We start from the raw sequence: 21,799 nt of genomic DNA on the forward strand, positions 1-21,799 counted from the left end.
CGCGCAGCCTGCCCGGTTTGGACCGGGCTCGGTCGGCGCAATCTAACACGATACTTTATCGATAAATAGTCGACGATTTGCAGCTTCGGGTAAACGTTGAACGATGCAGACACCGTGCCCGGCCCATGTGTCGCGGGTGTTTCATCCGATGAATCGGTGGTCGGTCGGCGGCCGGCGCGCGGCGCGGGCGCACCGGTCGCGGCACGCACGTTCGCTCGCCGGGGGCGGCGTGCGACGAGTCGCCGCGCGTGGCGTGGCCGCGGTGCGCCGACTACACTGGAAAGCATCGGCAACGGACGGGAGAGCCGCCATGATTGACGTATTCCAGACCATCGGCAGCCGCGCGTTCTCCGCTCATCTGGCGAAGGACGGGATGGTGACGCTGATGGAACAGCACCATGAGGTCGATCGTGTGACGCTCGCGACCGCCTATGCCGCGCTCGTCGAGGAATCCGAGCAGGAAAGCGACCTGCTCGACGCGACGGTCGAAGGAATGATGCGCGCGCTGATCCAGGGGTACGCGCGCAGCCATTGACGGCGCAGCCGCGCAGCTGGTGCGCTGCCGGTTTCCGCCTTCGCCCGCTGAACCGGGCGACGGATGTGCGCGGGCTACGCGGCCGACGTGCCAGCGCGCCGGCGCCGATGTCGAACCGCCGGCCCGCGCGCAGTTGCCTGTAGTCGGCCTGCGTGAAGATCGTCGGCAGGTTCGCGACCGCACCGTTGCCGGCGCGGTCGCGTTCCGTCGTGAGCACTTCGACTTCGCCGCGGCCCGCAAACAGGATAGAGGAAACGTACTGAAACAGCGCAATGCGCAAATTTTTCGATTGCCGCCGCCCGCGCCGCATGACAGCATGCGGGGCGTCGCCAACCAAAAAGAATGCCGTGCCGTCCGGCCGCCGATGCCGTACGGCGGCGCCGAACCGGCAGCCCCTTCCATGAACCCGGCCTACCTCCAACATTACGAACCGACCGGAGAATTCCGCTTGTGAACATCGGCATCGTCAACGACCTCCCGCTTGCCGTCGAGGCGATGCGCCGCGCGATCGCGCGCCGGCCCGAGCACCGCGTGCTGTGGGTCGCGACCGACGGCGCGCAGGCCGTCGAGCTGTGCGCCGCGCAGCCGCCCGACGTCGTGCTGATGGACCTGATCATGCCGAAATTCGACGGCATCGAAGCGACGCGGCGGATCATGCGATCCGAACGACCGTGCGCGATCCTGATCGTGACGAGCTGCATCGGCGCGAATGCGTGGCGCGTGTTCGAGGCGATGGGCGCCGGCGCGCTCGACGCGGTCGATACGCCGCGGCTCGGCGACGGCGCGGCCGGCGACACGACCCGGCTGCTGCTCGCGAAGATCGACCAGATCGGCCGCCTGCTCGACGCACCCGGCGGCGCGCGCGTCGCCGGCACGGCCTCCCGCACCGCGGGCGGCCCGCTGGTCGCGATCGGCGCATCGGCCGGCGGCCCCGGCGCGCTCGCGTCGATCCTCGGCAGCCTGCCGGCCGATTTCAATGCGCCGATCGTGATCGTCCAGCACGTCGACCGCGCATTCGCCGAAGGCATGGCGCAATGGCTCGACGGGCAGACGCCGCTCACGGTGCGCGTCGCGCGCGAAGGCGACCGGCCGCAACCGGGCGTCGCGCTGCTCGCCGCGACCGACGACCACCTGCGCATCACGCGCGCCGGCACCCTCGAATACACGCGCGAGCCGGCCGCCACGCCGTATCGTCCGTCGGTCGACGTGTTCTTCAACAGCCTGACCGAACACTGGCCCGGCCGCGTGATCGGCGTACTGCTCACGGGCATGGGCCGCGACGGCGCGATCGGCCTGAAGGCGCTGCGGATGAAGGGCTACCATACGATCGCGCAGGACGAAGCGACGAGCGCCGTGTACGGCATGCCGAAGGCGGCCGCGACGCTCGGCGCGGCGCGCGCGATCCTGCCGCTCGGGCGCATCGCGGGCGAACTGGCGGCGCTGGCACGAATCTGAGCCCGATCAACACGCGCAACACCCATGCCTGCCCTCGCCCCCACCCGCCTCGACCATGACCATTGACCTGACTCGCCCGCCAGGCGGCATGCCGCCCGTCGACGTGCCGGCGATGGTGCTGCTGGTCGACGACCAGACGATCGTCGCCGAAGCCGTGCGACGCGCGCTCGTCGACGAAGAAGGCATCGATTTCCACTACTGCCCGCGCTCGGACGACGCGATGGCCACCGCGATCGAGACGCGGCCGACCGTGATCCTGCAGGATCTCGTGATGCCCGGCATCGACGGGCTGAGCCTCGTGAAAGCGTATCGCGCGAATCCGGCGACGCGCGACGTGCCGATCATCGTGCTGTCGACGCAGGAAGAGCCCGTGATCAAGAGTGCCGCGTTCGCGGCCGGCGCGAACGACTACCTCGTGAAGCTGCCCGACCGCATCGAGCTCGTCGCCCGCGTGCGCTACCACTCGCGCTCGTACATGAACCTGCTGCAGCGCGACGAGGCCTATCGCGCGCTGCGGCAATCGCAGCAGCAGTTGCTCGAAGCGAATCTCGAGCTGCGCCGCCTCACGCATTCCGACGGCCTGACCGGGCTGTCGAACCGGCGCTATCTCGACGAATACCTCGCCGCCGAATGGCGGCGCGGCACGCGCGAGCGCAGCGAGCTGTCGCTGCTGATGATCGACGTCGACAACTTCAAGCTGTACAACGACACGTACGGCCACGTGTCGGGCGACGGCGTGCTCAAGCAGATCGCGTCGACCATCGAGCGCTGCCTCGGCCAGTCGGGCGAGCTCGCCGCGCGTTTCGGCGGCGAGGAATTCGCGGTCGTGATGCCGGCCACGTCGCCGGGCGCCGCGCGGCTGCTCGGCGAGAAGATCCGCCTCGCGGTCGAGGCTCTGCGGCTGCAGCACGCGCATTCGTCGACCGGCGATTCCGTGACGATCAGCATCGGCGGCGCGAGCATCGTGCCGATGTCCGGCCTGCCGACGACCGTGCTGATCGAAGCGGCCGACCGCGCGCTCTATCGCGCGAAGCACGACGGCAAGAACCGCGTCGAGATCGATGCGCCGCCGCCGGCGCCCACGCCCACGCCCGGCGGTTTCGGCACGCCGCGCGCCGGCTGAACGCCGCGCGCGCGCCGCGCTCACGCGGCGCCGAGCCGGCGCGCGTAGTCGTTCGGGTCCAGCGGGCGGCTGAACAGGTAGCCCTGCTGCATGTCGCAGCCGATCTGCTGCAGGAACCACGATTGCGCCTGCGTCTCGACGCCTTCGGCCGTGACCTTCATCCCGAGCGAATGCGCCATCGCGACCACGGCCTGCGTGATCGCCACCGAGTCGTGATGATCGGGCACGCCCGACACGAACGAGCGGTCGACCTTCAGGTTGTGCAGTGGAAAGCGCTTCAGGTACGCGAGCGACGAATAGCCGGTGCCGAAATCGTCGACCGAGATCCGCACGTTCATGTCCGTGAGCGCCTCGAGCATCGGCAGCACGGTGTCCGTGTCGTTCATCAGCAGTCCTTCAGTAATTTCGAGCTCCAGCGCGGACGGATCGAGCCGCGCTTGCGCGAGGCAGCGACCGACCGATTCGACGAGCCCTTCGTGGAACTGCCGCGGCGACAGGTTGACGGCCAGCATCAGGTCGGGCGCGATCGTGCGGCGCCATTCGGCCGCCTGCCGGCACGCGGTTTCGAGCACCCACTGGCCGATCGCGACGATCTGCCCCGTATCTTCCGCGACCGGAATGAACTCCGCCGGCGACATCGGCCCGAGCTCGGGGCTCGTCCAGCGCAGCAGCGCTTCGGCGCCGACCGTGCGGCCGCTGCGCGCATCGACGACGGGCTGATACGCGAGCCGCAGCATGTCCGACGACAGCGCGCGCCGCAGCGACTGTTCGATCGCGAAGCGGCGCTGCAGCCGCAGGTTAAGCTGCGCGGTGAAGAACGTGAAGTGGTTGCGGCCGCGCTGCTTCGCGTCGTACATCGCCGAATCGGCGTTGCGCATCAGCGTGACGGCATCGTCGCCGTCGCGCGGCGCGACGCTGATGCCGATCGACACGCCGAGCCAGTATTCGTTGTTCGCGATCGCGAACGGCTTCGCGATCGCGTCGATCACCTCGCGCGCGAGCGCCGCGAGCCGGTCGGGATCGTCGCAGTCGTCGACCAGGATCACGAATTCGTCGCCGCCGACGCGCGTGAGCGCATAGCGGCCGCCCGCGCAGGCCGCGAGCCGCGCGGCGACGCTGCGCAGCAGCGCGTCGCCGGCGTCGTGGCCGGCCGTGTCGTTGACCTTCTTGAAGCCGACCAGATCGATGAACAGGATCGCGACGCGTGCGGGGCCGGCCGCCGCATCGCGCCCGCCGAACAGCTCGCGCATGCGGTCGGCGAGCCAGCGGCGGTTGTAGAGACCCGTGAGCGCATCGCGCGTGGCCATGTAGCGCAACTGCTGCTGCGCTTCGCGCACCGGGCCGATGTCGTTGAACGACACGAGCACCGAATCGGCCTGCGTCTCGCCCGGCTTCACGATCGGCACCGCGTTGCCGCGCACCCAGATGATGTCGCCGTCCGCGAGGCCGAAGCCGACCGTGTAGTCGAGCAGCGGCGTGGCCGTCATCAGTGCGCGCCGGCTCGGCCAGTCGTCGGGCGCGATCGGCGTGCCGTCCTCGTGCAGCTTGCGCAGGATCACCGTCGACAGCCGGCGGCCGACGAGGTCGCCCTTCACGCGCATCATCCGGTTCGCGCTCGGATTGCTCGCGACCACGACGCCGTCGCGCGACACGACGAGGATTCCTTCGTTCAGGCTGTTGACGACGAGCCGGTGATGCTCCTCGCTGCGCGCGAGCTGCCGCACCATCCGGTCCTGGTGCACCGCCAGGCCGACGCTGTTGCCGATGTCGCGCAGCAGTTCGGTTTCCACGTCGCCCGGCAGGCGCGGCGTGCGGTGATAGACGGCGAACGCGCCGAGCACCGCGCCCGTGTCGTCGAGGAACGGCACCGACCAGCACGCGCGCAAGCCCAGCGGCAACGCGACGGCGCGGTAGTCGGCCCACAGGGGATCGGTTTCGATGTCTTCGACGGCGACCATCCGGCGCAGATACATGGCCGTGCCGCACGAGCCGGCCGCGGGGCCGATCGACGCGCCTTCGACCGCCGCGCTGTACTGCGCGGGCAGCGACGGCGCGGCGCCGACGTGCACGTGCACGCCGTCGGGATCGAGCAGCAGGATCGTGCACGACGCGCCGTCGCCGAGCAACGCTTCGGCACGCCGGCAGACTTCGGCCAGCAGCTCCGGCAGCGGCGTGTTGCGCGTGATCAGCCTCAGCACGCTTTGTTCGGACGCGAGCACTTCCGCCGCGAGCCCGAGACTGTAACGAGAACTTTGCGGTTCGGTATTCAAGATGAATCCTGCCGTCTGTCCGATCGGGTCTGGTGCGCCCGTTTCGTCTTCGATCCTGCGTGCCGTATTTCGCCCCGGGCTTACGCCGATACCCGGTGCGCCCCGTATTGCGCGCCGTGCCAACGCGCGAAAATATATTTAACACCAATCCATGGCAATCGGCGCATCCGCGCGTATCAGGGGTTACGCGCGGTCGGCGCGGCCGGGCAGCCGACAGTCAGCTTATCGAAAGGTCGGCATCCGGCGCGACGGCCCGGCGCAACGCCGCGCCGGGCGCGCACCGCGTTTGAAAACGATTCGTCAGATTGTGGCGGCGCCCTGCTTCACCGGTGCCGACGTCGCGCGGTATCGTCGTGCCGGCAGGCCCGCCCTCCGCGCGGCCGCCGCCGGGCGGTTCGACAGGGCGGCCGGCCCAGCCGCGTTGCCGTATCCGTGATTCAATGTCGATCGAACCGGCGTCGCGCCATCCGGCGACACGTCGATTCGACACTTCAGCGATCGACCCTCAAGGGATCACCATGACGAACCCTGCCGAAATCAAGGCGCTCGTTTTCGATGTCTTCGGAACGATCGTCGACTGGAGAAGCGGCGTCGCACGCGGCGCCGCCGCGTTCCTCGATCGCCACGCGCCCGCGCTCGACCCGTTCGAGTTCGCCGATGCGTGGCGGGCCGAATATTCGCCGTCGATGGAGGAAGTCCGCAGCGGGCGCCGCCGCTACGTGCGGCTCGACGTGCTGCACCGCGAGAACCTCGTCCGCACGCTCGACCGCTACGGGATCGTCGACGTGCCCGACGCCGACATCGACGCGCTCAACCTCGCATGGCACAGCCTCGACCCGTGGCCCGACGCCGTCGCGGCACTGCACCGGCTGAAGCGGCGCTTCATCATCGCGCCGCTGTCGAACGGCAACATCCGGCTGATGGTCGACGTCGCGAAACGCGCGGGGCTGCCTTGGGATGCGATTCTCGGCGCGGAAGTCGTTCACGCGTACAAGCCGTCGCCGCAGGTGTACAGCGGGACGGTCGAGATCCTCGGCATCGAACCGGCCGAGCTGTGCCTGGTCGCCGCGCACAACGGCGATCTCGCGGCCGCGCGCCGGCAGGGGCTGTCGACCGCGTTCGTGCTGCGGCCGACCGAGCACGGCCCCGGCCAGACGACCGACCTGAAAGCCGACGACGCGTGGGACTTCGACGTCAGGGACCTGAACGAACTCGCCGATCGGCTCGGTTGCCCGGGTTGACCGCGGGCGGCGCGGCCTGCCCCTGCGCCCCCATCGCCAGACGCCGCCAGTTGCGCGCCGCATACCGGTGCGCCTGCTGCAGCGCGAGCCACAACCCGATCTGCCGCACCGGCCTGAAGAAACCGCGCGCGCTGAAGACGGTGCGCCGCTCGACGCGCGTCCCGCCGCCGTCGATGGGCGTCAGCGTGAATTCGTCCTCCAGCAGCCCGACCCACGCGCGACACCATACCGTCGACGCCACCATCCGGTAACGCAGCCGGCGATTTTCGTCGAGCACGAGAATCCGCTGGTCGATCGTGCCGCGATCGGTCGTGCACTGCCGCGTGTTGCCGACCGCCGGCACGCCTTCGAGCACGCGGCAGCTGACCGGCTTCGGCACGCCGAGGCGGAACAGCAACGGCCGCGTGTCGTCCATCCGGGCATGGAGGAAATGCGGCCAGATGTGCTCGGGCCGGCAATCGAACGTCCACTGCGAATGAATTTCCACGAGCGTCTCCGGGCGGCTGTCGGTGCGGCCATGATCGCACACGCGCGCCGCCGTCTGCGTTACTTCACGACCGCGCGCCACGCGGTTCGCGCGTAGATGAGCAGCAACGGCAGCAGCGCGAGTGCGAACAGCAGCGCAAGCGCGAGCACCCACACCGGCCAGTCGTCGGGATTGCCGCGCATCCAGTAGCGGTAAGGCACGCTCAGGAACGCGATTTCCATCAGCAGCGCGCCGAGCGGCACGAGCCCGTTGATGACCGCCGCCACGCCGAAGCGGGCCGCGCGGTCGAGGTTCCGGCCCGCGCCGTACGCCGCGATCAGGTAGAGGAAGTACCCGATCATCGCGACCATCAGCCCGCCGCCGGCCAGCAGGCCGATACTGCGCACGCTGCGCTCGTGCAACTGATGCGCGCTCGGCGGCAAGACGACATCGACGCGCTCGCCGATCTCCGGCACGTTGCCCGAGCGGATGTTGCCCGGCAGCACGACCCGCCGGCCATCCGGCATCACGGCTTCCAGTATCGACGTGTACTTGATGCACGGGTATCGATCGGTGCGCCCGCTGCTGTCGCGACTCTCGCAGGTGTCCCACTCGGACTGGTAGGACACTACGGTCGCCTCGTATTTCGGCGACACCGCCAGTTCGTAGAGTTCGTCGCCGATCCAGTACGCGAACGGGAAGAACAGCGACACGAGGCAAAAGCACACGAGCCACCAGAACGCGACCGCGCCGCCGGACCCGCGCTTGCCGCCGGTCTGGCGGCGCACCATGCGCGACGCGAGCCAGTACGCGGCGACGCCGAACACGGCCACACAGACCACGAAAACCTTGCCCGCATGCGTCAAAGCCATCGACGTTTCCCCCGATAACCGGCCGGTTGCGCTTCGTCGGCCGTTCTTTTCCTATGGATCGATCGCGTCGTCGCCACGGCGACCGTCGCGTCCGCCACGCCGTTATTCCGGCTCGCCGACGAATCGCAGCGTGCCCGATTCCCCCGACAGCAACGCGCGATTCGCATCCGCCGCCGCGCGCAGGTAGTCCCACAGCGCGGTCACGCGCCGCAGCTTGCGCAGATCCTCGCGGCACGTCAGCCAGAAACACCGCGTGACGACCACGTCGTGCGGCAGCACCGGCACCAGCGCCGGCTGCGCGGCCGCCATGAAGCACGGCAGGATCGCGAGCCCGCCGCCCTGCAGCGCCGCGAAATACTGCGCGATCACGCTCGTCGTACGCAAGCCGGCCGTCGCGCCCGGCACCGCGCGGTCGAGGTACAGCAGTTCGTTGCTGAACGCGAGATCGTCGACGTAGCTGATGAATGCGTGCTGCGCGAGATCGTCCGTGCAGGTAATCGGCGCGTGATTCGCGAGATAGTCGCGCGTCGCATAGAGCCGCAACCGGTAGTCGCACAGCTTCGTGACCACGTACGGCCCGCGCTCGGGCCGTTCGAGCGTGATCGCGAGGTCGGCCTCGCGCTTCGGCAGGTTGACGAAATGCGGCACCGGCAGCAGGTCGACCGTCACGTGCGGATGCGCGGCGCGAAACCGCGCGAGCTGCGGCGCGAGGAAAAAGCAGCCGAACCCTTCGGTCGACCCGATCCGCACGTGGCCCGACAGCGCCTCGCCGGTATTCGCGATCTGATCGCACGCGGATTGCACGGTCGTCTCCATCGCGTCCGCGTACGCGACGAGCCGCTGCCCTTCGGCCGTCAGCGTGAAGCCGCCGGAGCGCGACTTGTCGAACAGCAGCGTGCCCATCGCGGCTTCGAGTGCGCGAATGCGGCGCGCGACGGTCGTGTAGTCGACCCCGAGCCGCTTCGCGGCGCCGCTCGCGCGCTGCGTGCGCGCGACTTCGAGGAAAAAGCGCAGGTCGTCCCAGTTCAGGTTGCCGGAAACCGGCTCGGTGGCGTGTCGCATCGGCGAGGAAAAAAGCGGGGGTCTCCGGGCCGGCCGTCGATATGCATAAATGCACATCCAACCGGTTTCTTTATCGGTACATGATGAATCTGCGCATAACTATACTCGACCGTGACCTGCGGACTACGAGCCGCGGCACCACCACGGAGACACCATGCAGACGCGATCCACCCTCGATGAGCATGCGACAGTCGCGGCGCCGGCACCCGCGCGCACCGCGAAGCACTACCTGCTGGCCGGCTGGGCCAGCATGGCCGGCACCACGATCGAGTGGTACGACTTCTTTCTCTACGGCACGGCCGCCGCGCTCGTGTTCAACCGCATCTTCTTCCCGTCGCTGGACCCCGTCGTCGGCACGCTGGCCGCGTTCGGCACGTTCGCGGTCGGCTTCATCGGGCGGCCGATGGGCGGCATCGTGTTCGGCCATTTCGGCGACCGGATCGGGCGCAAGTCGATGCTGATGATCACGCTGCTGCTGATGGGCGTGCCGAGCATGATCATCGGGCTGATCCCGTCGTACGACCGCATCGGCTACTGGGCAGCCGCGCTGCTGATCGCGATGCGTTTCCTGCAGGGGATGGCCGTCGGCGGTGAATGGGGCGGCGCGGTGCTGATGGCCGTCGAGCATGCGCCGAAGGGCCGCAAGGGGCTGTTCGGCAGCCTGCCGCAAACGGGTGTCGGGCTCGGCCTGATCCTGTCGTCGGTCGCGATGGCCGCGGTGGCCGCGCTGCCCGACGCCGACATGCTGTCGTGGGGCTGGCGCGTGCCGTTCCTCGCGAGCATCGCGCTTGTCGGCCTCGGCTGGTTCATCCGCGCGAAGGTGCCCGAGTCGCCCGACTTCGAGAAGGTCAAGCATCAGGGCAAGGCCGAGAAGTCGCCGGTGACGGCCGCGCTGCGCCGCCATCCGCGCGAAGTGCTGACGATCGTCGGCGCGCGTGCCGCCGAGAACACGTGGTTCTACATGGTCGTCACGTTCGCGCTCGCTTACGCGACGCAGGAGTTGCATCTGCCGAAGGCCGAGATGCTGCACGCGATCACGGCCGGCGCGGTGCTGTCGCTCGTCACGATGCCGCTGTGCGGCCACCTGAGCGACCGCATCGGCCAGCGCCGGATGTTCGCGATCGGCCTCGTGCTGATGTGCGCGTTCGCCGCGCCGTTCTTCATGATGCTCGGCACGCAGCAGACGTCGTACGCATGGTGGGCGATCGTGCTCGGCTTGGGTGTCGTGTTCCCGATTCTCTATGCGCCGGAATCGCTGCTGTTCGCGCAGCAGTTCCCGGCGGAAATTCGCTACAGCGGCATCTCGCTGTCGGTGCAACTGGCCGGCGTGATCGGCGGCGGGTTCGCGCCGATGATCGCGACGTCGCTGCTCAAGGCCGGCGGCGGCCAGCCGCACTACGTGATCGCGTATCTCGTCGGCTTCGGCGTGTTCGCGCTCGTATGTACCGCGCTGATGCGTCCGGCGCGCGCAGACGTCTGAGCGCGCGCATCTTCACCCGATTCGGGTTCGCCTCGTCGTCCGCCGTGCGTGCATGCGCGGCGAACGCGAACACCCTTTTTCTTCACCACACCGTTTCCCCGGAGATCGTCATGAACGCCGCAGTTCCCCAGACCACCCTCGCGCTGCCCACCGCCAAACTGCTGATCGACGGCGCGTTCGTCGAATCGCAAAGCGCCGAATGGGGCGACATCGTCAACCCCGCGACGCAGGAAACGATCGGCCGCGTGCCGTTTGCGACGCTCGACGAGGTCGATGCCGCGATCGCGTCCGCGCAGCGCGCGTTCCAGACGTGGAAAACGACGCCGATCGGCGCACGGCTGCGCATCATGCTGAAGTTCCAGGATCTCGTGCGCCGCAATCTCGAACGGATCGCGCACACGCTGACCGCCGAGCAGGGCAAGACGCTGCCCGACGCGCAGGGCGACATCTTCCGCGGCCTCGAAGTGGTCGAGCACGCATGCTCGATCGGCACGCTGCAGCAAGGCGAATTCGCGGAGAACGTCGCGGGCGGTGTGGATACCTACACGCTGCGCCAGCCGATCGGCGTGTGCGCGGGCATCACGCCGTTCAACTTCCCCGGAATGATTCCGCTGTGGATGTTCCCGATGGCGATCGTGTGCGGCAACACGTTCGTGTTGAAGCCGTCGGAACAGGACCCGCTGTCGACGATGCAGCTCGTCGAACTCGCGATCGAGGCCGGCGTGCCGAAAGGTGTCCTGAACGTCGTGCACGGCGGCAAGACGGTGGTCGACCGCCTCTGCACACATCCTGACATCAAGGCGATCTCGTTCGTCGGCTCGACGCGCGTCGGCACGCACGTGTACAACCTCGGCAGCCAGCACGGCAAGCGCGTGCAGTCGATGATGGGCGCGAAGAACCATGCGGTCGTGCTGCCCGATGCCCATCGCGAACAGTCGATCAACGCGCTCGTCGGCGCCGGCTTCGGCGCGGCCGGCCAGCGCTGCATGGCGACGTCGGTCGTCGTGCTGGTGGGCACGGCGCGCGACTGGCTGCCCGATCTCGTCGAGAAGGCGAAGGCGCTGAAGGTCAACGCGGGCCACGAGCCGGGGACCGACGTCGGGCCGGTCGTGTCGAAGGCCGCGCATGCGCGCATCACCGCGCTGATCGACGCGGGCGTGAAGGCCGGCGCGAAGCTCGAACTCGACGGCCGCGACGTGAAGGTGCCCGGCTACGAGCACGGCAACTTCGTCGGCCCGACGATCTTCTCGGGCGTGACGACCGACATGTCGATCTATACGGAAGAAATCTTCGGGCCGGTGGTGGTCGTGATGGAAGCCGACACGCTCGACGACGCGATCGCGCTCGTCAACGCGAACCCGATGGGCAACGGCGTGGGCCTGTTCACGCAGAGCGGCGCGGCCGCGCGCAAGTTCCAGAGCGAGATCGACGTCGGCCAGGTCGGCATCAACATCCCGATTCCGGTGCCCGTGCCCTACTTCAGCTTCACGGGCTCGCGCGGCTCGAAGCTCGGCGATCTCGGCCCGTACGGCAAGCAGGTCGTGCAGTTCTACACGCAGACCAAGACGGTCACCGCGCGCTGGTTCGACGACGACGCGACGGCCGGCGGCGTGAACACCACGATCGCACTGCGCTGAGCCCGGGAGCCAGACCATGGAAATCGCCTTCATCGGACTCGGCAACATGGGCGGCCCGATGGCCGCCAACCTGCTCAAAGCCGGCCACACGCTGACGGTGTTCGACCTCGACGCGCATGCGGTCGACGTCGCGGTGCGCGCAGGCGCGACGGCCGCCGGCTCGCCGCGTGAAGCGGCCGCGCGCGGCGCGGTCGTGATCACGATGCTGCCGGCCGCGCAGCACGTGCGCACGGTCTACCTCGGCGACGACGGCGTGCTGGCCGGCGCCCGCGCGGGCGCGACGCTGGTCGACTGCAGCACGATCGACCCCGGCACCGTGCGCGCGGTCGCCGACGCCGCCGCGCAGCACGACTTGCCGCTCGCCGACGCGCCGGTGTCGGGCGGCACCGGCGGCGCGCAGGCCGGCACGCTGACCTTCATGGTCGGCGCCCACGCCGCGCTGTTCGAGCGCATCCGCCCCGTGCTGCTCGACATGGGCAGCAACGTCGTGCATTGCGGCGGCACGGGCACCGGACAGATCGCGAAGATCTGCAACAACCTGCTGCTCGGGATCTCGATGATGGGCGTGTCGGAAGCGATGGCGCTCGGCGCCGCGCTCGGGATCGATCCGGCCGTGCTGGCCGGCATCATCAACACGTCGACCGGCCGCTGCTGGAGCTCGGACACGTACAACCCGTATCCGGGCGTGAGCGACACGGCGCCCGCCGCGCGCGGCTATGCGGGCGGCTTCGCGGCGAATCTGATGCTGAAGGATCTCGGGCTCGCGACCGAAGCGGCGCGAAGCGCACGCCAGCCGGTCTGGATGGGCGCGCTCGCGCAGCAGCTCTATCAGTCGATGAGCCAGCAGGGGCTCGGCACGCTCGATTTCTCCGCGTGCGTGAAGCTGTACGAGGCACAGCCGGCATAACCGCCGGCGCCGGCCACCGGACGTGCGCCGACCCGCGATGGGGCGCAAACGCATCGCGGGTCGTCTTGCTTGCGGGGGAAGCGCTGTGCCGGCGACGGCGGCGCGTCAATGCCGCCGGTCGGTCAACCGCGCGGGTTCGACGCCGTCTCGAAGGTCGGATGGCACTCGAACGCGAGTTCGGAGCGCGCGGCGGCACGGCTGCCGCCGCTCAGCGATTCCTGCTTCACGCTCGCGCGCATCCCGCGCTGCGTGCAGTAGTTGGTGGCTTCGTCGACGGCCTTCGTATGGGCGTCGGCCCAGGTCGTCGACACGCCGACCGTGCGCGTCGTCACGGTAAACACGTTCGGGTTCGACGTCGCGGTCACGTCGGAAGCGGTCGAACACGCGGCGAGCAAGCATACGGCAGCCGCGACGGTCAACCATCGCAGGGTTCGAAAGGAAACTGGAGTGGACATGTGGGGCAGGCGCGCGCCGTTCGGCACGCATTGAACAACATAGGCGACAGTATGCCTGCCCGATCGCCGGAGATCATGCCCCTTTCGGTGAACACATTGTTTCGAATGGTTAAACGATGATGAAAATGCGCCATTATTTCCACCCCGTTTCCGGGTCGGATGCCGTCAACGGGTCATTTTTCCCGGCCGGCGCGGCTGGCGCGTGTTTCGCGGCCGCCGATCAGTGCGCGGCCTCCTGCCTGATCCGCGCCGACGCTTGCGTGAGATTCGGCCATGCCGGCTGCCCCGGCGCGTAGCGCGCGCGGATGTAAGCGGCGAGTTCGGCCATCTGCCGATCGTCGAATGCGTCGCCGAAGCCCGGCATGTAGCCGAGCGCGCCGGTGGCCGGCTGGTCGATCCCGTGATGCAGCACGCGCAGCAGGTTGTCCGGCGCGGCCTGGCTGACGCTCGTATTGAGCCCCATCAGCGGGCGGACGCCCAAATGCCCGACGCCGCCCGATTCCGCATGGCAGACCGCGCACGCGGCGTCGAAAGCGCGGCGACCGTTCTCGAGGCCCAGCGTCGCGACGGCTTCCGCGCCCCGCGCGTGCCGCGCGGCCGCGTCGGCGGCGGCCGCCGCATCGACGGGCGGCGACAGCGACGCGAGATAGTGCGCGATCGCCCGGACGTCGGCCTCGGGCAGCGACGCAAGCCCCGCGACGACGGGCGCCATCGGCCCTGCCGCGACGCCGTGTTGCGCGGAGAAGCCCGTGCGCAGGTAGTCGAACAGCGCGCCTTCCGTCCACGGCACCGGCGCCGCCGCCGACGCGACGAGCGGCGGCGCGACCCATCCCTCGGCTGCGCCGCCCGACAGGTAGGCGCGCCCGCCCCGCTCCGCGCCCAGCGCGTTGCGCGGCGTGTGGCACGCGCCGCAGTGCCCGGCGCCGTCGACCAGGTACTTGCCGCGATTCCACATCGCGGAGCGTGCCGGGTCCGGCGCGAACGGCCGCGCATCGTGATACAGCCAGTTCCAGCCGGCGACGAGGCGCCGCCGGTCGAGCGGGAACGGCAGCGTCGTCTTCGGCGGCGCGTGCTTCACGGCCGGCTGCGACATCAGGTACGCATAGAGCGCGAGCAGGTCCGGCTCGCTCAGCTTCGCGAACGCCGTGTACGGGAACGCCGGGTACAGGTGCGTGCCGTCGCGCGAGATGCCTTCCCGCATCGCGCGCGCGAACGCCGGATACGACCACGCGCCGATGCCGGTTTCCGGATCGGGCGTGAGGTTGGTCGTGTAGATCGTGCCGAACGGCGTATCGAGCGCGAGCCCGCCCGCGTTGGTCGCGCCGCCCGGCGCGGTGTGACACACCGCGCAATCGCCGGCGAGCGCCACCTGACGGCCGCGCTCGAGCGTCGCCGCGCTCCACATCGCGCCGTCCGCGCCGCCGGTCGTCACGGGGGCGATCGGCGCGGGGCCCGGCAGGATCGCGCATGCGAGACCGATCAGCCCGCCGACCACGCCGCCCACGCCGCCGCCGGCCAGCCAGCGGCGCCAGCGCGACGCACGGCGCGGGGCGCCCTGTGGCCCTTCGCCGGCATCGACCGGCACCGGCCGCGCCAGCGCCGCGCGAATGCGCGCGGCATCGAACGGCGGTGCGCGAAACCGCACGCCCGTCGCGTCGTACAGCGCGTTCGCGATCGCCGCCGCGGCCGGCGCGGCCGCCTGCTCGATCCGGCGTGCATCGTGCGCGGACAGTTCGCCGTGTGCGCGATGCGCGGTGGCGTCGAGCGCCACCAGTTCGTGTGCGATCGCGTCCGGCGGCGTGCCCGCGCCGGGTTCGTCATGCGCGGGCCGCGCGGACAGGCGCGCACCCATCACGCGCGAAATCGCCGCCTCGATCTGCCACGCCGGCAAGCCGGCCATCGATGCGGCGCCCGGCTCGCCGGCGCCCTGCCCGGCCACGACGCGCCGCACCGCGACGTCGCCCGTCGTGCGGTCGACGTCGAGATCGACGACCCATGCGGACCACTGCGCAGCGCCGTCGTGTCTCTCGGCGGCGGCAGCAGCAGCGGCCGGTGGCGTGTTGCCGGACGGTGCGACGGCGCCGTCGAAAGCGAAACCGCGCCCGCTCAGGCGCGCCTGCGCACCTGGGTCGATCGCGGCCGGCGCGCCCCATGCGGCGCGTTCGCTGACCATCCGGATGATTTCGCGCGGCCCCGTGTCCCGCGCCGCATCGAGATGCTGCAGGCGCAACGCGACCGGGTCGCGCCGCAACGCGCCCGCGAGTTCGTCGACGAAGGATTCGCGCGCGAACGCATGCGCGTGCCCGGGAATCGCGTGGCCGGCGTCGGCGAGTTCGATCGACGTCTGCGCGTGCCGGTAGACGAACGGCGCGACGGGGGCGGGTTCCGCGCGCTCGGTCTTGGCGCCATGCGGTGCGTGAAGATCGTCCGTGGCCGCCCGCGCGCGATAGCGCCAGGTCGTCATCCGTCCGTCGGACGCGGTCCGCGTTTCGACGTCGAGCGATACCTGCGCGCCTGCATGCGCATCTCCGAGCGGCCATGTGTAGCGCGCATGGTGCGCGCACAATGCATCGACGCTAACGTCATCGCGCGGCTCGGGTAACGTGACGCGCGCCGGCGCGACGGGCAGGCCTGCGTCAGGCTTCATCGTCGCCTCGCAGATAGCGCGCCGCGCGCTGCACGGCCCGGATGATCTCCAGGTGCGTGCCGCAGCGGCACAGGTTGAAGCGCAACGCATCGCGGATCGCCGCATCGTCCGGGGCCGGATTGCGGTCGAGCAGCGCCTTCGTGCTCATGATCATCCCGTTCAGGCAGTAACCGCATTGCGCGGCCTGCTCGTCGATGAACGCGCGCTGGATCGGATGCGGCGCGTCGCGCGAGCCGAGCCCTTCCAGCGTCGTGACGTCGCGCCCGTTCGCGGCGGCGGCCGGCACGACGCACGAACGCGTCGCCTGCCCGTCGACCAGCACCGTGCATGCGCCGCACTGCCCGAGCCCGCAGCCGTATTTCGGGCCGTTGAGCGCGCAGTCGTTGCGCAGGACCAGCAGCAGCGGCGCATCGGGCGCCGCGTCGTCGAAGGTGTGCGGCGTGCCGTTCACGCGAAACGCCGGCGGCCGCGACAAAGAAGCGGAATGGGACATGAATGAATCCGGAATGCGGCGCGCGGGACGAAGGCGGCCGTTGGCAAGCGGCCGGCGGCGGGCACGGCCACCGGCGCGCCCGACATATAACACGCCGAAAAACAGGCGTACCGGCGCACGGGCGCCCGCCGCGGCGACGCAGCGAAGCGCCGTCCGGCGCAAGCGCCGCGCACGTGTCAGGCCGCCGCCGCGATCCCGTTGCGCGACGGCGCGACGAGCGGCACGTCGAACACGTCGTAGCCGAACACCCACGACGGATCCTCGTTCGTGCGCAGCCACGTGTTGTTGTGCGACACGAGTTGCACCTTCGACGCACGCGCCGCGCGATTCGCCTCGTACAGCGCGAACGCTGCGGCGTAATCGCCGACGCCGACTTCGCCGAGGCAGCGCGCGAGCATCGCGGCGTCCTCGATCGCCATCGCCGCGCCCTGTGCCATGTGCGGCTTCATCGGATGGCACGCGTCGCCGAGCAGCACGAGGCGGCCGCGGCTCCACAGCGGCAGCGGATCGCGTTCGAGCAGCGGCCACTTGGTGATCGACGGCGACACGTCGATCAGGTGCTGGATGTCCGCATGAAAACCCGCGAACGCTTCGCGCATCTCGTCGCGGCTGCTGTCGACCATCGATACGCCCTCGGGCCATTCCGCCTGCGGCACGCCGGTCACGTAGTAATACTCGTCGCGCTTCTCGGTCACGTAGTAGACCATCATGTGGCGATCCTCCGACCACCACTTCACGCACATGTCGTACGGCTTGTGGCCGAGCAGCGACGCCGGGAACACCGCGCGGTGCGCGACGTAGCCCGTGTAGCGCGGCGGCTCCGCGCCGAGCAGGTGCTCGCGGATCCGCGAATTCACGCCGTCCGCGCCGATCACGATGTCGGCCGTCTCGATGCTGCCGTCGGCGAACGTCAGGCGCACCGCATCGCCGGTGTCGTCCACCGCCGCGAGCCGCTTGCCGAAGCGGATCGTGCCGGGCGTCACCGCCTGCGTCATCAGCGCATGGAAATCGCCGCGATGCACGGTCAGGTAGCTCGCGCCGTAGGTCTTGCGCGCGTAGTCGCCGAGCGGAATCTGCGCGAGCACGTCGGCCGTGCGCCAGTCGCGGCTGTACCAGCAATCCGGATGCGAACCCATCGCCTCCAGCGCCTCCTCGCAGCCGATGCGCCGCATGATCTTCATCACGTTCGGGCCGAGATGGATGCCCGCGCCGAGGCGCGAGAACGCCGACGCCTGCTCGTACAGCGCGACGTCGTAGCCGCGGCGCTGCAACAGCGCCGCGGCGGCCGTGCCGCCGAGACCGGCGCCGATGATTGCGATACGGGGTGTGCTCATGCGGATCTCCTGATCGTGGGCCCGTTGCCGAACGCGGCGCGGGAACGGGCGGATTGAATGGCGTTTATGTAGCGTACACACTCAATTTATTCAGGACAAGCGGATTGTTGGTCGTCGCAACAGCATTCGGGAAAACACCAATAATCCCTCTAATTTTCTTATCGACAAACGCTTACGGCGCGATCGACATCATTTTGATACATTGCCATTTTCAAATGTACACACTAGACTTTGCTCGACATCAGGCGATCCCGCGCCAGCGCATCGCCCCACTCTTACCGACACGGAGCCTCCCGTCATGAGCAAGACCTACCGCATCGGCCAGATCGTGCCGAGTTCCAACACGACGATGGAAACCGAGATTCCCGCGATGCTGCGGCTGCGCGAAGCGATCCGTCCCGAGCGCTTCACGTATCACTCGAGCCGGATGCGGATGAAGAAGGTCGTCAAGGAAGAACTCGCGGCGATGGACGCCGAATCCGACCGCTGCGCGGTGGAACTGAGCGACGCGCGCGTCGACGTGCTCGGCTATGCGTGCCTCGTCGCGATCATGGCGATGGGGCACGGCTACCACCGCGTGTCGCAGGCGCGCCTGACGAGGCACACGGCCGACAACGGCGCGCAGGCGCCGGTGCTGACGAGCGCCGGCGCGCTCGTCGACGCGCTGAAGGTGATCGGCGCGAAGCGGATCGTCGTCGTCGCGCCGTACATGCTGCCGCTCACCGAACTCGTGGTCGACTACATCCGCAACGAAGGCTTCGACGTGCTCGCGTACCGCGCGCTGGAAATCCCCGACAACCTCGACGTCGGCCGCCACGACCCGGCGCGCCTGCCCGACATCGTGAAGACGCTGCCGTACCGGGACGCCGATGCGATCGTGCTGTCCGCGTGCGTGCAGATGCCGTCGCTGCCGGCCGTCGCGAAGGTCGAGGCGATGACGGGCAAGCCCGTGATCACGGCCGCGATCGCGACGACCTACGCGATGCTGCGCGAACTCGACCTCGAACCGGTCGTGCCCGGCGCCGGCGCGCTGCTGTCCGGCGCGTACTGAGCGCGGCCCTTTCGACGGAGTCCATCCATGCCCTCGACTTTCCTGTACGGCGCGAACGTCCGCGCCAACGGCATCCGCCAGCACTATCTGCGCTACGGCGGCGCGACCGGCGCACGCGCGGCGCGCCCGGCGATCGTGCTGATTCCCGGCATCACGAGCCCCGCGATCACGTGGGGGTTCGTCGGCGAAGTATTCGGCGCGGCGTTCGATACCTATGTGCTCGACGTGCGCGGGCGCGGGCTGTCCGACGCGTCGCCGTCACTCGACTACGGCCTCGACGCGCAGGCCGACGACGTCGCGGCGCTCGTCGCCGCGCTCGGCCTGCCGCGCACGAGCCTCGTCGGCCATTCGATGGGGGCGCGGATCGCCGCGCGCGCCGCGCGACGCGGCATCCGCGGCCTCGCGTCGGTCGTGCTCGTCGATCCGCCCGTGTCGGGCCCGAACCGGCGCGACTATCCGGGCAAGCTGCCGTGGTACATCGACTCGATGGCGCTCGCGCGCGCCGGCACCGACGCCGACGGCATGCGCGCGTTCTGCCCGACCTGGACCGACGCCGAACTGCAGTTGCGCGCCGAATGGCTGCACACCTGCGACGAGCGCGCGGTGCGCGCATCGTACGAAGGGTTTCATACCGACGATTTCCACGCGGACGCCGCGCAACTCGCGGTGCCGTCGCTGCTGATCACGGCCGAGCGCGGCGACGTGGTGCGCGACGACGACGTCGCCGAGCTGCAGCGCGCGACGCCGTCGATGCGGCACGTGCGCGTGCCCGACGCCGGCCACATGATTCCCTGGGACAACGCACCGGGCTTCTACGCGGCGTTCGGCGACTTCCTCGGCGCGCCGCTCGCGGCCTGATCGCGCGGCGCCCGCCCCTTTCCTTCACGCCTTTACCGGAGCCGACGATGCCAGTCAGCGACATTCAACTGATCGACGCGTGGAAGCAGGTGCTCACGCTGTCGCGCCTCGAACCGGGCCAGACCGTCACGATCCTGACGAGCGCGGCCACCCACCCGCAGACGCTGTCGTGCGCGCTGATCGCGACGCAATCGATGGGCGCCATCGTCAACCGGCTCGACCTGCCGCCGGTAAACGGCGACAAGGCGTTCAGCCGCGACCCGCTCGCGTATCTCGGCACGACGCCGCTGACCGGCAACCGCGCGGCGATCGCCGCGCTGCGCGAGAGCGACCTCGTGCTCGACCTGATGACGCTGCTGTTCTCGCCCGAACAGCACGAGATCCTGAAGGCCGGCACGAAGATCCTGCTCGCGGTCGAGCCGCCCGAAGTGCTGGTGCGGATGGTGCCGACGCTCGCCGACCGCACGCGCGTGCTGGCCGCGGCGAAACGGATCGCCGCCGCCCGCGAGATGCGCGTGACGTCGGCGGCCGGCACCGCGCTCGTGTGTCCGCTCGGCGAGTTCCCGCCGACGGCCGAATACGGCTTCGTCGACGCGCCGGGCCGCTGGGACCACTGGCCGAGCGGCTTCGCGCTGACCTACCCGAACGACCGCACCGCGCGCGGCACGATCGTGATCGATCGCGGCGACATCCTGCTGCCGCAGAAGCACTACGTGAGCGAGCCGATCGCGCTGACCGTCGAAGGCGGCTATGCAACGCGCATCGAAGGCGGCGTCGACGCAGACCTGCTGCGCGACTACATGGAGACCTTCGCCGACCCCGAAGGCTATGCGATCTCGCATGTCGGCTGGGGGCTGCAACCGCGGGCGCGCTGGTCGACGCTCGGGCTGTACGACCGGGAAGCGACGATCGGGATGGACGCACGCGCATTCGAGGGCAACTTCCTGTTCTCGCTCGGCCCGAACAACGAAGGCGGCGGCAACCGCACGACCACCTGCCACATCGACATCCCGCTGCGCCGCTGCACGGTCGAACTCGACGGCGCAACCGTCGTGCGCGACGGCCGCGTGACCGATCAACCCGCGTGACCCACGAGCACCCGACACCATGAACGATCTTTCCCGCCACGCCGAAGCGAACGTCTATCGCCAGCAGGGTTTCGGCACGCCGCTGCCGCCGCACGGCAACCTCGGCCTGCTGATCGTCGACTTCGTGGTCGGCTTCGCCGATCCCGCGACGTTCGGCGGCGGCAACATCGCGCCGGCGATCGCGCGCACGACGCATGCGCTCGCGCTCGCCCGCGCACGCGGCTGGCCCGTCGCGCACAGCCGCATCGTGTATGCGGACGACGGCAGCGACGACAACGTGTTCTCGCTGAAGGTGCCCGGCATGGCGACGCTGACCGAGCACCATCCGAACAGCGCGATCGTGCCGGAGCTCACGCCGGCGCCAGGCGAACTCGTCGTGCGCAAGACCGTGCCGTCGGCGTTCTTCGGCACCCAGCTCGCGCCGTGGCTCGCGCAGCGTGCAGTGCAGACGCTGCTCGTCGCGGGTGCCGTGACGAGCGGCTGCGTGCGCGCGAGCGTGGTCGACGCGATGTCGCACGGGTTCCGTCCGCTCGTGCTCGCCGACTGTGTAGGCGATCGCGCGATTGCGCCGCACGACGCGAACCTGTTCGACATGCAGCAGAAATACGCGGCGGTGATGCCGCTCGACGATGCGGTCGCCGCGATCGATGCGATGCACGCGCGCACGCGCTGAAGCGCCGCGGCGGGCCGGCGACGTGGCTGGCCGGCGCCCGTCCGCGCGATTGACGCTGCGCTTTTGGCGGCCTAGATTGGTGCCGCGCATGCTCGCGGCGACGGCCACCGTCACCGTGCTTGGCACACACCGCGAACCGGATGGCTGCGCCG

At 69.6% G+C, this 21,799-nt stretch carries 20 protein-coding genes; 12 read left to right on the top strand and 8 right to left on the bottom strand.

Features of this window, described 5'->3' with window-relative positions; genetic code table 11:
• Window positions 1–310: 310 nt before the first annotated feature.
• The 4 genes from HWX08_RS05950 (at window position 311) to HWX08_RS05965 (ending at window position 3,113) form a co-directional block, all read left to right on the top strand.
• A complete protein-coding gene (locus tag HWX08_RS05950; RefSeq protein WP_069259607.1) occupies window positions 311–535 on the top strand; it encodes a hypothetical protein in 225 nt (74 codons plus the stop codon).
• 133 nt (window positions 536–668) lie between these two features.
• Window positions 669–989, top strand: coding sequence for a hypothetical protein (locus tag HWX08_RS05955; RefSeq protein WP_174922093.1), 321 nt, complete (start codon window positions 669–671; stop codon window positions 987–989).
• Window positions 986–1,990: a chemotaxis response regulator protein-glutamate methylesterase gene (gene cheB / locus HWX08_RS05960; RefSeq protein WP_174922094.1), complete on the top strand. Its 1,005-nt coding sequence runs from the start codon at window positions 986–988 to the stop codon at window positions 1,988–1,990. The genes HWX08_RS05955 and cheB overlap by 4 nt, the downstream gene beginning before the upstream one ends.
• 55 nt (window positions 1,991–2,045) lie before the next feature.
• Window positions 2,046–3,113, top strand: coding sequence for a diguanylate cyclase domain-containing protein (locus HWX08_RS05965; protein WP_174922095.1), 1,068 nt, complete (start codon window positions 2,046–2,048; stop codon window positions 3,111–3,113).
• 20 nt (window positions 3,114–3,133) lie between these two features.
• Here the strand turns inward: HWX08_RS05965 and HWX08_RS05970 are convergent, their stop codons facing one another.
• Window positions 3,134–5,383 (bottom strand): putative bifunctional diguanylate cyclase/phosphodiesterase, encoded by a 2,250-nt coding sequence (locus HWX08_RS05970; protein WP_174922096.1) that lies wholly within the window; start codon window positions 5,381–5,383, stop codon window positions 3,134–3,136.
• A gap of 518 nt (window positions 5,384–5,901) precedes the next feature.
• On the opposite strand from HWX08_RS05970, the gene HWX08_RS05975 reads away from it, so the two are divergent.
• Window positions 5,902–6,624 (top strand): haloacid dehalogenase type II, encoded by a 723-nt coding sequence (locus HWX08_RS05975; protein WP_107314761.1) that lies wholly within the window; start codon window positions 5,902–5,904, stop codon window positions 6,622–6,624.
• On the opposite strand, the gene HWX08_RS05980 is transcribed toward HWX08_RS05975, so the two are convergent.
• From HWX08_RS05980 to HWX08_RS05990, 3 genes are all read right to left on the bottom strand, one after another.
• Window positions 6,578–7,111, bottom strand: a complete 534-nt coding sequence (locus tag HWX08_RS05980) for an SRPBCC family protein (RefSeq protein WP_208454945.1) — start codon at window positions 7,109–7,111, stop codon at window positions 6,578–6,580. The two genes, HWX08_RS05975 and HWX08_RS05980, sit on opposite strands and share 47 nt — an antisense overlap.
• A gap of 59 nt (window positions 7,112–7,170) precedes the next feature.
• Entirely contained in the window at window positions 7,171–7,962 is a 792-nt protein-coding gene (locus HWX08_RS05985; RefSeq protein ID WP_174922097.1) for a uracil permease, read from the bottom strand.
• Window positions 7,963–8,064: 102 nt separating this feature from the next.
• Complete coding sequence (locus tag HWX08_RS05990; protein ID WP_174922098.1) at window positions 8,065–9,024, bottom strand: LysR family transcriptional regulator; 960 nt, start codon at window positions 9,022–9,024, stop codon at window positions 8,065–8,067.
• A 154-nt stretch (window positions 9,025–9,178) separates the two neighbouring features.
• Between HWX08_RS05990 and HWX08_RS05995 the strand changes: the two genes are divergently transcribed.
• The 3 genes from HWX08_RS05995 to mmsB all read left to right on the top strand — a co-directional run bounded on the left by HWX08_RS05995 (window position 9,179) and on the right by mmsB (window position 13,048).
• Complete coding sequence (locus HWX08_RS05995) at window positions 9,179–10,504, top strand: MFS transporter (protein ID WP_174922099.1); 1,326 nt, start codon at window positions 9,179–9,181, stop codon at window positions 10,502–10,504.
• Window positions 10,505–10,614: 110 nt separating this feature from the next.
• Complete coding sequence (locus tag HWX08_RS06000) at window positions 10,615–12,141, top strand: CoA-acylating methylmalonate-semialdehyde dehydrogenase (protein ID WP_174922100.1); 1,527 nt, start codon at window positions 10,615–10,617, stop codon at window positions 12,139–12,141.
• Between the two features lie 16 nt (window positions 12,142–12,157).
• Window positions 12,158–13,048, top strand: a complete 891-nt coding sequence (mmsB, locus tag HWX08_RS06005; RefSeq protein ID WP_174922101.1) for a 3-hydroxyisobutyrate dehydrogenase — start codon at window positions 12,158–12,160, stop codon at window positions 13,046–13,048.
• A gap of 122 nt (window positions 13,049–13,170) precedes the next feature.
• On the opposite strand, the gene HWX08_RS06010 is transcribed toward mmsB, so the two are convergent.
• From HWX08_RS06010 to HWX08_RS06025, 4 genes are all read right to left on the bottom strand, one after another.
• Complete coding sequence (locus tag HWX08_RS06010) at window positions 13,171–13,503, bottom strand: hypothetical protein (RefSeq protein ID WP_069259599.1); 333 nt, start codon at window positions 13,501–13,503, stop codon at window positions 13,171–13,173.
• Window positions 13,504–13,723: 220 nt separating this feature from the next.
• Window positions 13,724–16,150, bottom strand: a complete 2,427-nt coding sequence (locus HWX08_RS06015; RefSeq protein ID WP_175806987.1) for a cytochrome c — start codon at window positions 16,148–16,150, stop codon at window positions 13,724–13,726.
• Window positions 16,140–16,643 carry a (2Fe-2S)-binding protein gene (locus HWX08_RS06020; protein ID WP_069259597.1) on the bottom strand — a complete coding sequence of 168 codons (504 nt, stop codon included), beginning with the start codon at window positions 16,641–16,643 and terminating at the stop codon, window positions 16,140–16,142. The genes HWX08_RS06015 and HWX08_RS06020 overlap by 11 nt, the downstream gene beginning before the upstream one ends.
• Window positions 16,644–16,819: 176 nt before the next feature.
• Window positions 16,820–17,977, bottom strand: a complete 1,158-nt coding sequence (locus HWX08_RS06025) for an FAD-dependent monooxygenase (RefSeq protein WP_174923177.1) — start codon at window positions 17,975–17,977, stop codon at window positions 16,820–16,822.
• Between the two features lie 298 nt (window positions 17,978–18,275).
• Here HWX08_RS06025 and HWX08_RS06030 point away from each other — a divergent pair, with 298 nt between their 5' ends.
• The 4 genes from HWX08_RS06030 to HWX08_RS06045 are packed head-to-tail and all read left to right on the top strand — an operon-like array spanning window position 18,276 to window position 21,647.
• Window positions 18,276–19,028, top strand: coding sequence for a maleate cis-trans isomerase family protein (locus tag HWX08_RS06030; protein WP_174923175.1), 753 nt, complete (start codon window positions 18,276–18,278; stop codon window positions 19,026–19,028).
• 27 nt (window positions 19,029–19,055) lie between these two features.
• The gene (locus HWX08_RS06035; RefSeq protein ID WP_069259595.1) at window positions 19,056–19,886 is read left to right on the top strand and encodes an alpha/beta fold hydrolase; all 831 of its coding nucleotides are present in this window, start codon (window positions 19,056–19,058) and stop codon (window positions 19,884–19,886) included.
• A gap of 47 nt (window positions 19,887–19,933) precedes the next feature.
• On the top strand, window positions 19,934–20,974 hold the full coding sequence (locus HWX08_RS06040) for a 2,5-dihydroxypyridine 5,6-dioxygenase NicX family protein (protein WP_174923174.1): 1,041 nt from the start codon (window positions 19,934–19,936) through the stop codon (window positions 20,972–20,974).
• Between the two features lie 19 nt (window positions 20,975–20,993).
• Window positions 20,994–21,647, top strand: a complete 654-nt coding sequence (locus tag HWX08_RS06045; RefSeq protein WP_174923172.1) for an isochorismatase family protein — start codon at window positions 20,994–20,996, stop codon at window positions 21,645–21,647.
• The last annotated feature ends 152 nt before the right edge of the window (window positions 21,648–21,799 follow it).

Origin of the sequence: Burkholderia metallica, from assembly GCF_902832845.1 — a bacterium.
Lineage (GTDB): Bacteria > Pseudomonadota > Gammaproteobacteria > Burkholderiales > Burkholderiaceae > Burkholderia > Burkholderia metallica.

Bases quoted from the DNA above. Each gene is read 5' to 3' on its own strand.
- HWX08_RS05950 (WP_069259607.1), top strand. From the start codon at position 311: ATGATTGACGTATTCCAGACCATCGGCAGCCGCGCGTTCTCCGCTCAT.
- HWX08_RS05965 (WP_174922095.1), top strand. From the start codon at position 2,046: ATGACCATTGACCTGACTCGCCCGCCAGGCGGCATGCCGCCCGTCGAC.
- HWX08_RS05975 (WP_107314761.1), top strand. From the start codon at position 5,902: ATGACGAACCCTGCCGAAATCAAGGCGCTCGTTTTCGATGTCTTCGGA.
- HWX08_RS05985 (WP_174922097.1), bottom strand. From the start codon at position 7,962: ATGGCTTTGACGCATGCGGGCAAGGTTTTCGTGGTCTGTGTGGCCGTG.
- HWX08_RS05990 (WP_174922098.1), bottom strand. From the start codon at position 9,024: ATGCGACACGCCACCGAGCCGGTTTCCGGCAACCTGAACTGGGACGAC.
- HWX08_RS05995 (WP_174922099.1), top strand. From the start codon at position 9,179: ATGCAGACGCGATCCACCCTCGATGAGCATGCGACAGTCGCGGCGCCG.
- HWX08_RS06000 (WP_174922100.1), top strand. From the start codon at position 10,615: ATGAACGCCGCAGTTCCCCAGACCACCCTCGCGCTGCCCACCGCCAAA.
- mmsB (WP_174922101.1), top strand. From the start codon at position 12,158: ATGGAAATCGCCTTCATCGGACTCGGCAACATGGGCGGCCCGATGGCC.
- HWX08_RS06010 (WP_069259599.1), bottom strand. From the start codon at position 13,503: ATGTCCACTCCAGTTTCCTTTCGAACCCTGCGATGGTTGACCGTCGCG.
- HWX08_RS06015 (WP_175806987.1), bottom strand. From the start codon at position 16,150: ATGAAGCCTGACGCAGGCCTGCCCGTCGCGCCGGCGCGCGTCACGTTA.
- HWX08_RS06020 (WP_069259597.1), bottom strand. From the start codon at position 16,643: ATGTCCCATTCCGCTTCTTTGTCGCGGCCGCCGGCGTTTCGCGTGAAC.
- HWX08_RS06025 (WP_174923177.1), bottom strand. From the start codon at position 17,977: ATGAGCACACCCCGTATCGCAATCATCGGCGCCGGTCTCGGCGGCACG.
- HWX08_RS06030 (WP_174923175.1), top strand. From the start codon at position 18,276: ATGAGCAAGACCTACCGCATCGGCCAGATCGTGCCGAGTTCCAACACG.
- HWX08_RS06035 (WP_069259595.1), top strand. From the start codon at position 19,056: ATGCCCTCGACTTTCCTGTACGGCGCGAACGTCCGCGCCAACGGCATC.
- HWX08_RS06040 (WP_174923174.1), top strand. From the start codon at position 19,934: ATGCCAGTCAGCGACATTCAACTGATCGACGCGTGGAAGCAGGTGCTC.
- HWX08_RS06045 (WP_174923172.1), top strand. From the start codon at position 20,994: ATGAACGATCTTTCCCGCCACGCCGAAGCGAACGTCTATCGCCAGCAG.